Source organism: Microcoleus sp. Z1_A1 (assembly GCF_036700305.1).
Classification (GTDB): domain Bacteria; phylum Cyanobacteriota; class Cyanobacteriia; order Cyanobacteriales; family Microcoleaceae; genus Microcoleus.
In genome coordinates this window covers 171042-183112 of sequence record NZ_JAUBOR010000009.1, presented here as the reverse complement: position 1 = coordinate 183112, position 12071 = coordinate 171042, and the positions used below count along the sequence as shown (strand labels likewise).

The window sequence follows — 12071 nt, the reverse complement described above, 5'->3', positions numbered from 1 at the left end:
CGTCCCGCCCGTCCTTTCTGGGCGGGCGGGACGCCCATCCCACAAGAAAAAAGGGAAATTATTTAATTGACGATCCTTAGATGTTTTGCATCATTCCTAAACTTTTGATTTAACTTCAGAGAATTGATTCTTAAATTTTCTCCCCTTCGCCAGGAAACCGAAAAATAGGGCAGTGCCTAATATAGTAGTAGGTTCGGGAACTGGTTCTGCTTCGGGGACTGGTTGCGCTTGTGCCACTGCCATATTGTTCTTAACTTCTACTAATCTTAAATTAGTGGTGCTGTCAAAAGTCCGCGAATACACTCCCGAAGTATACAAACTCAGGCTTTTTGTATTACCTTCAGCCAGAAAAGCAAAATTAATTTGTGTTGGATTAAAGTTTCCAGCGAGGTTGTATGACACACTCAATTCCGGGGCTTTAAAAGAGTGCAAACCGATCCCAAATTGAAATGATTCTAAAAGAATGTTAGAAACAGTGTCAATTAATGCAAAAGATATACTGCCTTGGGCGCTAGCCCGTTCTGATTGGGGATTACTAACAGATGTAAAAAGATGTAAAATAGTCTGAACAGTGAAGGAAAAAGTTTCTTTAGCCTTTATAGAAAAGTCGCCGATAACTGCTGCTTGACTTTGGGCTAAACCAGAATAGTTATTCCCGCTGCCTATGACTTCACTTTGCGAGAGATTTGTTGCCAGCAATTCGTGACAGTTAGATATAAAAAATGCCTCAGCGTTCGCTTGGCTAATGGCTGCACCGCTGTTAGCTATTGTCTGAGTTTTAGTGTTAGTAAATGTACCTGTCTCAGTCGGGGTGTGACGGAAGTTGTTAATCGTTACTGCTGCGGCAGAACCGGCTATTGTGGCAGCACGGCTGGGCGCAATACCTACACTCAAGCTGGTTACTAAAGGAGTTGCTAATAAAAATGCGATCGTTCCGCTACAGTGATTGAATTTCATGGTAAATTTCCTTAAATTTGAAACATTTTAAGTGCTGTTATTGGTAACTTGTAGCGGTTGGTTGCGCTTACGTATCAATACTAGCTATATACTTAGAGATTTTTGTAAAGCTACTGTCAAGAAATCTTGTGTTTAAGTAAAAATTATGTAAAGTTGGTCGCCACAGCTACTAAAAATAGATTCTATGGGAGCTAGGGCGGGTCTTGATCTAAGTAAAATTACTGTTTACTCTAAAAAAGCTTGATTTTAAATAAATGCAATAAAATTTTATAATTAGTCGGGATAATATAAAAAGGCACAAAGCAGAAAGAGTAATCATGCTAGAAATTAAAAACATTCACACCTACTACGGAAATATCCACGCTCTCAAAGGGGTATCGCTAACAGTCTCGCAGGGAGAAGTTGTGACATTAATCGGCAGCAACGGGGCGGGGAAAACGACCACTCTCCGCACGATTCAAGGACTGCTGCGCCCGCGAATCGGCACTGTATTATTTGAGGGAAAGCCTTTAGAAGCACTATCTACAGAGGCGATCGTCCGTTTGGGGATTTCTCAAAGTCCCGAAGGGCGGTTGATTTTTCCGCGAATGACGGTGCAAGAAAACCTGGAAATGGGTGCTTATCTCCGCAACGATACTCTAGGTATCAAGTCCGATATGGAAAAAGCATTAAATTTATTTCCTCGTTTGCGAGAAAGAATTAGTCAAAAAGGGGGAACTCTCAGCGGCGGGGAACAGCAAATGTTGGCGATCGCCCGGGCTTTGATGTCGCGCCCCCGCTTGTTATTATTGGACGAGCCGAGTATGGGATTGGCACCGATGTTAGTCAGTCAAATTTTTGCGATCGTCCGCGATATTAATGCTGAAGGAACAACTATTTTGCTGGTGGAACAAAACGCCCGTATGGCTTTAAGTGTAGCCCACCGCGGCTATGTCATCCAAACCGGTCAGGTTGTAGTCGCCGGTACTGCTAGCGATTTGCAGTCAAATGAAACTGTTCGCAAAGCCTATTTAGGTGAAAGTTAAATAACTATTCTGGTAATCGGTAATGGGTAATCGGTAACAGCAATTACCAATTACCAATTAGCAATTACCCTATTTGCGATCGCAACTTCCCCGTTTCCAATTCCGTCTCAAAAGCCGCCCGCACCTTTTCCCACTCCGCTTGGGCTTCCAACAGGCGATCGCGCGCCGTACTCACATCAAAAACCTGTTCCCCTCCCGACTCAACCGCCAAGCGACCCATATATTCCAACTCCTTGCAAACAGCAGAAAAAGACACCGCTCCTAAATTGGCGCTGCTCGACTTCAGCGTGTGAGAAGCCAGCTTCAAACTATCAGCATCGCCGAGAAAAATAGCCTCCTTAATAGTTTCTAAATGTTGCGGTGCGTCTACCAAATATATCTTGATCAGCTCCCCCAAAAAATCCGGATCTTCATCATCGTCTAGCTCGCGGAGATTTTGCAAAATATGAAAATCAATCGGCGAATCGGCTCCCGGTTGAACGCTCGAAGATGCCGCAGCATCACTGTCAATGTCATCAGAAATATCTTGATTGTTTTCCTCTGTTACCGCATCCAATTCATCCCGAATCAGAGGTGAGCACTTGCTCAAGGCGATCGCCAACTCTTCCCGGCGTACCGGCTTAGTAATATAATCGTCCATACCTGCTTCCAGACACTTTTCGCGATCGCCCTGCATCGCATTAGCAGTCATCGCAATAATTCTCGGCTTCTTGTTAGCAGGCCATTCCTGACAAATGCGGCGCGTCGCTTCCAACCCATCCATATTCGGCATCTGCACATCCATCAGCACAACATCGTAAGATTGCCGCTTCAGCGCCTCCAAAACCTCCAACCCATTAGCCGCAATATCAGCCCGATATCCTATCCTGTCGAGTAAATGCGTAGCCACTTTTTGATTCACCACATTGTCCTCCGCCAGCAAGATCCGAATCTGACTAGAATTAGCTCCATCCTGTCCGGCAGAATTCGTCGCAACCTGCCTCAAAACAGCAGGCGTCCGCTGCGCGCGGTGTTGTTCTTGAGAATTTTCAAAATACTTCAATCCCGAAGTCAAAGTCACCACATTTGAAACTTCTCCCCTGCCGCTTCTGCCAGTAACATATCCAAAAACTTGCAGCAACACATTATAAAACTGGGACTGTTTTAAAGGCTTAGTTAAAAAAGCCGAAAAATGTACTTCTGTAGTTTCAAGTTTTTTCCAAACTTCCGCCTTACTTAAATAAGTAAACAGTACCAAAGGTAGTGCTATTTTGCGAGGGTTTTTAACGATGACATTCGGATTTAAGCCGTCGTCGCCAGACAAATTGCTCTGCTCAAATTTCCGAATCTCCACAGCCAAAGCCACACCGTCCATATCTGGTAGATTCATCGCCAAAATAGCTAAATCGAGCGGCGAGTTTCCTTTGATGATTTCCAAAGCCTCAGCACCCGAAGTTACAGCCACGGGTATCATTCCCCAAGACTCTGCCTGCCGGATCAAAACTTGCCGGTTAATGGCATGATGCTCAACAATTAACAAGCGCTTACCAGCGGCAAATTCCGGTCTTTTTTCCTCAGCCCGGATGTCATTCGCTTCAGCAGTCACCGTGAAATAAAAAATCGAACCCGAACCCGATATCAAGGGCGGAGTAAATTCTTCTGGCGACCTTCCAGCGATACTTTGTCCGGCAGAAACTCCCGGTTGAGACTTAGAACTTCGGGGATCAACCTGGCTGACAACCCACATTGTACCGCCCATCATATCGCTCAAACGCTGGCTGATAGCCAGTCCCAAACCCGTCCCGCCGTAATGTCGTGTTGTCGAAGCATCCACCTGCGAAAAAGCTTTAAACAGGCGATCCATCCGGTCTGGCGGAATACCAATTCCCGTATCTTGGACAGCAAATTGAATCTCGTATTGTTTGCTACGTGCCAACTCTCCCTGGTTAATTGCTAGCGGTTGTGGATCTAGAATATTAATTTTTTCCGGCGAACTCTTAGCAGCTACCGGTTCAATTTGCCTAGCCGTACAGCACACCACAATTTCTCCAGATTCTGTAAACTTAACTGCATTGCCCAGCAAATTTACCAAAATTTGGCGCAGTCTCGTGACATCTCCTAAAATGTTTTTTGGCACAGAATCATCAATAAAATAAGCCAACTCTAAACCTTTTTCTGAGGCTCTAGGAGCCAGTAATTCTAGAGATTCTTCTATACAGTTTTGCAGCTCGAAGGGGCTGCGTTCCAAATCCAATTTTCCAGATTCAATCTTGGAAAAGTCGAGAATATCGTTAATAATAGTCAGCAAAGCATCGCCGCTGGTACGAATTGTCTCCACAAAATCCCGCTGTTCTGGAGTTAGTTCCATATCCAGCAGCAAGCCCGTCATCCCGATGACCGCATTCATCGGAGTGCGGATTTCGTGACTCATCGTTGCTAAAAATTCGCTCTTAGCTCTATTAGCAACTTCCGCCGCTTGTCGTGCTTGATCCAAAGCTTCATTTTGCTCTGCTAACTGTCGCTGTCGCTGAACTTCGGTTTCTAAAAGTTGTGCTTGAGCTAAGGTAATGCCAACTTGAGCGGCAACATCTTCTAACAGTTCAATTTCGTCTGGATTCCACTGGCGAGTTGCATCGCACTGGTGCAAAGTAATAATTCCATTCGGTTCTCCTTGATAGGAAGTGCGAACAGCCAACATAGATTTTAATCCGATGCGGCGGCACATCGGCCCCGAAGATTCCAGCAAAGGATCGGCAAACACATCGGGAGATGCCAGGGCTATATCTTCAGCGAGAAGTTTTTCTGTGTAGGGGTTATAAGTGACAGAAAGTTCTAAATCTAAAGCCGATTCGTGACCGGGTTCTAAGTATTCCGCGACGCAAGGAAGGTGGGGATAAGGTTCCGAAAGATAGGTGTGAATTGTACAGCGATTGACACCAAATACGCGGCCGATTTGGGTGGCGGTAGTTTGAAAAATTTCTTGAGTGTCTAAAGTCGATCGCACTTTTTGAGTAATTTGTTTGAGTAGTAAAACGCGCTGGTACTGACGTTGCAAAGTTCGCTCTCGCTCTTCGCGGGCAATTTCTGCGCCGATGTAATTGCCCATCAACTTTAAAATTTCAAAATTCAGCGGTTTAAAAGGAGATTTAGTGGTGCGAGAAGTAAAGCTCAAAGTGCCATAAATTCGCCCTTGCACTATTACCCTCGTCCCCACAAAAGCCTCCAACTTGCGGACGCTGTAAGCGGGGTGGTTGCGCCACTGAGTAGTGCCGGCTGATTCGACAGAAATAGGTTCGCTCGATCGCAAAACCTCTCGCTCAAAGGTTCTGCTCAAAGCAAAACCGTCTCCTTTAGCAAATCCAAAGGGAAAATCTTCCGGTACATAAGCCGAAATCACTTCGTAGCGATCGCCCAAAACCCTGCCCAACAGCCCGATATCCATCCCAAACTGACTACAGCCCATCGCCAGCAACCGGATCGTTCGATCGTCAAAAGAGCCTTCCGAGCTCACCATTACCTCGTAGAGCGATCGAATTGCCCGCTCACTTTCCCGCAGTTCCTCAACTCCTTCGAGGCGGTTGCAGACATCGTGCAAAGTCCCGAAAATTCCCGCTATTTCGCCTTGCGAATTCCGGCGGACTTGGGCAAATAATTCTACGGAAACAAAGCCGGAATTACTGTGAATTCCCAAGGAGTTTTTTTCCGAAACCGACTTGGACTTAAATCGCAGTTCTCGCCGTTCAAATTCCGACTTCCCGGACAGCAAAGACTCCAATAAATTTGCACATTGCTCGCGCTCATCTGGATGCACCCACTCTAAAAAATTAGTTTGCAAACTTTCGGAAACCGCATAATTAGTAATTTCCGTCCAAGCGCGGTTGAGGAATTTCCAAACCCCCGCCGCATCTATGTGGAAAATTACTGTTGCTTTCAAAGAGTCAAATAGATGGAATTGTTCTCGATCGTGCTCGCGGTTTTTGACTTCAAACTGCTTGTTTAGAGTAATATCTGTATGAGTTCCTACTACCCGCAGCGGTTTGCCAGTAGCGCTGCGTAAAACTTGACCCCGGTTCAGCACCCAGACAGTGCTGCCGTCTTTACAGTACATCCGATATTCGGCTGCAAAATCCGGTGTCTTTTGGGCGAAGTGTTCTTCTAAAGCTGCCTTTACCGAGTCAATATCATCTCGGTGGATGCGACTCCACCATTCCGATCGGCGATTCGAGATTTCCCCTTCTTGGTAGCCCAGCATTTCTTGCCACCGCGCCGAATAAAAAAACTCATCTGTTTCGAGATTCCAGTCCCAAATCCCCTGATTGTTGACTGCAGGGGGGAGATTTGGCCGCTCTACGAAACTGTGGTAAGAAATTTCAGCCATCTCGTGGCTATTTGCTGCTGTCCGCTGTATTTCTGCTGAGAGTTTTTTGTATTGAGCGTTGCTAGATTCTAGCTGGCGCTGCAAAGCAATTAAGCCAGAATGCAGAGATTTGGAATCCAGCGCTTGTAAAAGGATAGTTTTAGGATTAATAATCCCGATCGGGTGATTTGTTTCGTTGATGACTAATAAAGGCAACTGGCAGTAGTGTTTTTGCAGCAGCGCCACGGCTGCTTCGAGGCTAGAGTGCGATCGCACCAGTGGCGGCGAACTGCTGCAAATTGCTCCCGCTTTAATTTTGTTAGAGTCTCTTCCCAGGGCCTGCAACTGCACGATATCCCGCGAACTTACCACCCCAACCAGTTTGTGAATGTTGGGATTTGTAAATTTGGAATTGTGAGCAGCACCAGTCGAGTGTTGATCGGGGGTTTCAGTGATTAATACATAACTAACATTGTGTCTAAACATCAGTTGCGCCAAGTAGCGAACCGAAGAATTAGAAGGAGCGTGAATTATTCGTGAAGCTGCTATTTGAGGGATTTGATAAAGTTTAATTAAACTTGCGGGCAGCTCTAATTTTTGATGCACAATTGGCAGCGGCGGAGGGAACGCGAAAGCCGCAGGTAGCGAAGCGCTGCTAATTGCTTTTGGTGTCGATTCCCCAATTTCCTGCAACACTTGCACCAAGCTTTGAGAGCTAATTAAACCGACAAGTTCTTCAGCCTCGCTGACGACGGGCAAATGGCTGATCTGATTTTTATCCAGCAGATTGGCTAAGGCAAAAAAGTCGGGAATTTCCGATTCTCTGGCTACAGTTACGGTTCTGATCATGATTTGCTCGATCGCAAATCCCCTCAAAGCAGCGCCGATCGAATTTAGCTGTACGATATCTCGCGCTGTAAAAATCCCCAGCACTGTCTGGCTGCTAGGATAGGGAGCTTTTGAGCCGTTGAGAGGCCGCCCGTTGCCTCCTGCGTGTAGCGCACGCGGTACACCGTTGTAGAAACCCGACTGTTCCCGCGATTGTGGGGAAGTCCCGTTCGTGGGATTTCCGAGTTGATAATTCCCGCGCGGTTCTACCACGAGGACGTAACTGGCTCCTGTGCTACTCATCAGCTCGATCGCCTTTTCTACGGGCGTCTCAGGGGTGACGGTGAGGGGATTGCGGTTGATGACCTGACTGAGGGAGGGAATAAACATCAGGGGGCATAAAAGTGATATTTGTTGGAAAAAGCCGATCGCGAGCAGCAGGTTGATTGAGAGGCTTTACCCGCGAGATTTCCAAGCGCGCTCAAAGTTTCTGTACGATTCAACTCACCCATACTTCCAGCATCTTGGCATTTAAAATTAATTCCGTGCCATATCCTGATAATTGACGGCTTCTGACTTCCAGAACCAATGCTATCTGCCAGAGGGCGGACATGAAGGCGGGCGGGTAATTCCTCGCCTAGCCTAACTGCTGCGGGTTTACGAGCAAGAATTTCTGCGATTGTCTAGACTGCACCCTACTTTCTGCCCCTCAACGGAACTCTCGCTCACATTCTGTTTGAGGCCAGATACCTGCACCCTACCAATTTACCAGCGACAGGAGGGGAATCACAACATGACATTTAGGTATTGCAACTGTGCAATTGGGGGTTCGAGGGTTCGAGGGTTCCAGGGTTCCAAGGCCAAGCAGGCAGAAAATAAATAATTTTGAGCATAACTAATTCTATCTTATCCCAATTATGGCCCAGAGGATTTGAGCTTCAATTCTGGCGATCGAACTTGATGAGAATAGCGCTGTTCCCTGCCAGTGTAAAACTCGCATTGCCACCCTTGAGCCTTAAGCTACCAACAACCTCATCCATTGTTTTAGAACTGAACTCCCGCACCGTGCCATTACCAGTTTTTATCAGCTCCGAAATATCAGCATTAACAGTGTAAGATGTTGCTCGGTCATTGACAACCAGCAAGTAAACATTCTTGCTAGCATCAAGAGTTGCAACTGCCATTAAATCCGAACTATTAGTGATAGGAAAAAAGGTAGCTTTCCCGCCCTGCAAAGCCCTAATTCCCATCCGTAAAGCATAGTAGCCTGCGCGCCGTTTTCCCCCGTCCCCTAGCAAACCTTCCGCCCCTGCGGGCTTGCCCCAGTCGTACAAACAGAATATGTGACTGCCGTCAATATAATTATCCCCCGGTTGAGAACCTCGAATCAAATTCTTAATCAAATTTAAAGCTAAAGATAAATCACCGTAGCTCATGTTGTAAGTTCCCCATTCTCCTACCCAAAGCTGCGAGTTAGCGCGGACAGTACCGTTCATCCAGCCGCGCACTTTGCGGGTGTAGCTAGAAATATCTGCATCGTAGTTGTGGACATTGACTGTATCGAAATAATTCGGTATTTCCTGCAAAGCACTAGCCGGCCAATTGCTGCCGCCTATGGTTTTCGGGCCGTGGATGCGGTAAGTGCGCGAAGGCAAATAAGTTTTATAAACAAAGTCGATCGCATCTTTTGCCACCTTAACCAATTCAAAATAGTCAGCCCTAGTCCCGCCCCAACCCTGATCGCGATTGTCCGGTTCGTTGTGAATTTCCCAATCATCAACGCGGTAATCATTGCGAACATTCAGCCAATAAACCGTAGCAAAAACGTGTTCCCACCACTCGTTCCAATCTTCTCCTGTGCGCGGCGGATTCAGTTGCAGTGCCCAACTGGGATTCCAGTTATTATCAACATTACGAATACTCACAACCGGGCGAATATTTGCTTGTTTGAGACTATTAAAAATAGTCCTGGCATTGCCTTGCCAAACCCTACCTGGTCGTCCCGACCACCAATAATCGCTACCCTGGGGCGGATTAGTCATCATCTGATCCCAATGTGCCCAATTAATTATATTGGGATTTGTCTTAATTTCGTCAATAGATGGCCAACCGTATTTACCATCATCATCTTCAGCTTCCCATCGAGACATACCCCCGTAAATGCGGTAGGTATTAATTCCCAAATCTTGCAAATCTTTGATGTCGAAATTGATATTGCCTTCGACTGCACCGATGTAGCGAGTGCTGACACCCGCAGCAGTGCCGGAAATTTTAATTGTTTCGATGTTTTGAGCAAAAGTTGTCATTCCGATGAACAACCCTAGGCTGATGGCAATTAAAACACCTAGAAAAAAAATCAGAATTCTAGTTTTTGATAACACGTGATTATTAACTACTAATTTAGGTTATTTTCTGTTCGAGGTAAATATACCCATCGCTAATCTAACTTAACGGGCGATCGAGTTTGTTAGCTATTGTAATAAAAAAGCATTAACTATACCAATTTCCCGAATTAACACATAAAGTAAAATAGCACAGGTAGCAGTCAAAAGTGAAGGTTCACCTCGAACAACCACAGTAAAATATTTGGGTATAACAATTAACCCTATAAATTGCGTTAAATATCTGGCGGGGTGACAACGCCGCCGGAAAGCCAGCCAGGCCTCATATTTGATCGACTTGTGTTAAAAAAGATAGGTCAGAGCATTCCAAGGGACGATCGCCTTTTGTTCGCGGGTAACAACAAAACATGGACGCCCAAGCTGCAGATAAAGTGAGTTTGGGCTTGATCTGGGCTGAAAATTTGTTTAAGTCCCGTTAGGAAAAAACGCTTTTATTAATTAATTAGACGATCGCCATTTAATAAAAACATTAAACCCTCAGCAATTGCCGAGGGTTTATTTCCCAAATCCTACAATTTTCCCCACAAAAAATATATCGGTCTAAAGGTAGATGATATTGGTGACCAACCTAGGTTATGCTCGGAGAACTTCTATACTTGTTTATAGCCACAAAACAGGCGCATCAAAAATGCAATAATTAGACCCAAAGCCCCACTCGTGAAGCAACCTAAAACATCGATGGATTTCTCTAGAGTAAGTCTTAAAGGAGCATAAAAATGTTAGATATTGATGAAATGAGTTCAAAAGAAATACAAGAACTTTTGCAGCAAGTAGGACACGGACACCTCGGCTGTGTATTTGAAGGGCTTCCCTACGTTGTGCCAATGCACTATTATCTCCAAGATTCGGACATATACATTTTCACAACAGTCGGGATGAAAACGAAGTATATCGACGGCAATCCAGAAGTCTGCTTGCAAGTGGAAGAAGTCCGCGATATGGAACACTGGCGCAGCGTTGTCGTGAACGGGCGAGCAGAACGCCTTACGCAGCAGGAAGACATCGATCGCGCGATGGAATTGGTCAAAGAACACAACCCCAAACTTTCGCCCGCCATCAATCGCACCTGGATTGACTCGCAAGGGCGTGCGGAGACCATCGCAATTTACCGCATTCAGCCCTGGGAAATGAGCGGGCGCACGACGGAGGGAATCAGCAGTCGGTGAACGTCGAGACTCACTTGTTACCGGGTTTTTTACGAAAATACTTAATTAAGATTTTCAATCTCGGTAAAAAACCCGGTTTACGATCGTCAGAGCGCCTCCAACACTAGAAATTACAAAAAAGTGCGGCCGGAGAAAATAGTGCCAAATATCAGCTCAAACAGCTTTGCTTGCCAAAAAATCTCTCATGTACCGATTCACTAACTGCGGCTGTTCCTGCTGCACCCAGTGGCTGCAATTAGGAATGTAATGAATCTGAAAATCCCGCACGTAATCTGCGGTTCCATAGGTTAACTCTTTGCCGAGGGCCGCATCTTTTTCTCCCCAAATCATCAGCGTCGGAACTTCCAGCACGCTCCAATTCTGGCGATCGAGAAATCCGCGAGCAATATTGCGGTAATAATTGATAGTAGCAGTCAGAGCGCCCCGTTTGGCAGCGGCATCTTTGTAAGCTTCGATATCTGAGGGACTAAAGGTGCTTTTGTCAACTGCCATACCTTCCAAAGCAGCCGAAATTGCTTGATAGTCGTCCCACTGAATTAACAACTCCGGCAAAACTGGCAACTGAAATAAAAAGATGTACCAACTTTTCAGCAATTGTTGGGGAGTGCGTAACCCTTCAGCAAACTTGGCCGGATGCGGTAGATTCATCACAATTAATTTATCCACCATTTCGGGATAAGCATAAGCAAAATTCCAGGCGATCGCACCTCCCCAGTCGTGACCAACTAAGACGCAACTTTCGTATCCCAAACCCTGAATAATGCCCTTGACATCTTGCACAAACTCTGCCATAACGTAAGCAGATCGATCGCGAGGTTTGTCGCTGTCGTTGTAACCCCTGAGATCCACAGCGACAACTTTATAATCTGATGCAAATTCTGGGATTTGATGCCGCCAAGAATACCAAAATTCAGGAAATCCGTGCAGCATCAGCATCAGCGGCCCAGAACCTTGAGTGACATAGTGCAGTTTAATGCCGTTCGTAGCGATAAATTCGTGTTTCCAAGCAGCTTCCTTCTAGCACAGACATATTTGATGCTTCCTCTAGCTATCGAGATAGCCTAGCAGTTCCTCTCTTTAAGAGGAACCAACTTTAGGCCGATCTAGCAATTCTCCCAGCACTTGTAAACTCTTCCTTTTCTCTTCATTTGTGGAACAGGCGTCCCATCGGTGGTTCTTCGCGAAAAAAAGCCGTAGCTTGCGGGGCCCGACGCCATTGCCCGTTTCCCAAAAAGATTGCTATCTCTGTCAAAATAATAGTATAATGTTGCTGGCATCCAGACAACTGTTAAGCCAAAAATTACTCATTTTAGAGCGCGCGAAAATCTCGAAGCGCAAGAAATTGAGTTTTGTTGAT

General features: G+C 45.8%; 6 protein-coding genes. 2 read left to right on the top strand and 4 right to left on the bottom strand.

Going from position 1 to position 12071, the window contains the following annotated elements; genetic code table 11:
• Window positions 1–96: 96 nt before the first annotated feature.
• The gene (locus tag QT973_RS08630; RefSeq protein ID WP_333208329.1) at window positions 97–957 is read right to left on the bottom strand and encodes a PEP-CTERM sorting domain-containing protein; all 861 of its coding nucleotides are present in this window, start codon (window positions 955–957) and stop codon (window positions 97–99) included.
• A gap of 317 nt (window positions 958–1274) precedes the next feature.
• On the opposite strand from QT973_RS08630, the gene QT973_RS08625 reads away from it, so the two are divergent.
• On the top strand, window positions 1275–1982 hold the full coding sequence (locus QT973_RS08625; protein ID WP_333053265.1) for an ABC transporter ATP-binding protein: 708 nt from the start codon (window positions 1275–1277) through the stop codon (window positions 1980–1982).
• 64 nt (window positions 1983–2046) lie between these two features.
• Here QT973_RS08625 and QT973_RS08620 read toward each other — a convergent pair whose 3' ends face one another.
• Both QT973_RS08620 and QT973_RS08615 read right to left on the bottom strand, forming a co-directional pair.
• Entirely contained in the window at window positions 2047–7536 is a 5490-nt protein-coding gene (locus QT973_RS08620) for a response regulator (protein WP_333053266.1), read from the bottom strand.
• Window positions 7537–8084: 548 nt separating this feature from the next.
• Window positions 8085–9452, bottom strand: coding sequence for a hypothetical protein (locus QT973_RS08615; RefSeq protein ID WP_333208330.1), 1368 nt, complete (start codon window positions 9450–9452; stop codon window positions 8085–8087).
• A gap of 830 nt (window positions 9453–10282) precedes the next feature.
• On the opposite strand from QT973_RS08615, the gene QT973_RS08610 reads away from it, so the two are divergent.
• Window positions 10283–10714: a pyridoxamine 5'-phosphate oxidase family protein gene (locus tag QT973_RS08610; RefSeq protein ID WP_333053268.1), complete on the top strand. Its 432-nt coding sequence runs from the start codon at window positions 10283–10285 to the stop codon at window positions 10712–10714.
• A gap of 153 nt (window positions 10715–10867) precedes the next feature.
• Here QT973_RS08610 and QT973_RS08605 read toward each other — a convergent pair whose 3' ends face one another.
• The gene (locus tag QT973_RS08605) at window positions 10868–11644 is read right to left on the bottom strand and encodes an alpha/beta hydrolase (protein ID WP_333053269.1); all 777 of its coding nucleotides are present in this window, start codon (window positions 11642–11644) and stop codon (window positions 10868–10870) included.
• Between the last annotated feature and the right edge of the window lie 427 nt (window positions 11645–12071).

Coding starts and splice junctions, on each gene's coding strand:
- QT973_RS08615 (WP_333208330.1), bottom strand. CDS start 9,452: ATGACAACTTTTGCTCAAAACATCGAAACAATTAAAATTTCCGGCACT.
- QT973_RS08620 (WP_333053266.1), bottom strand. CDS start 7,536: ATGTTTATTCCCTCCCTCAGTCAGGTCATCAACCGCAATCCCCTCACC.
- QT973_RS08610 (WP_333053268.1), top strand. CDS start 10,283: ATGAGTTCAAAAGAAATACAAGAACTTTTGCAGCAAGTAGGACACGGA.
- QT973_RS08605 (WP_333053269.1), bottom strand. CDS start 11,644: ATGCTGCACGGATTTCCTGAATTTTGGTATTCTTGGCGGCATCAAATC.
- QT973_RS08625 (WP_333053265.1), top strand. CDS start 1,275: ATGCTAGAAATTAAAAACATTCACACCTACTACGGAAATATCCACGCT.
- QT973_RS08630 (WP_333208329.1), bottom strand. CDS start 957: ATGAAATTCAATCACTGTAGCGGAACGATCGCATTTTTATTAGCAACT.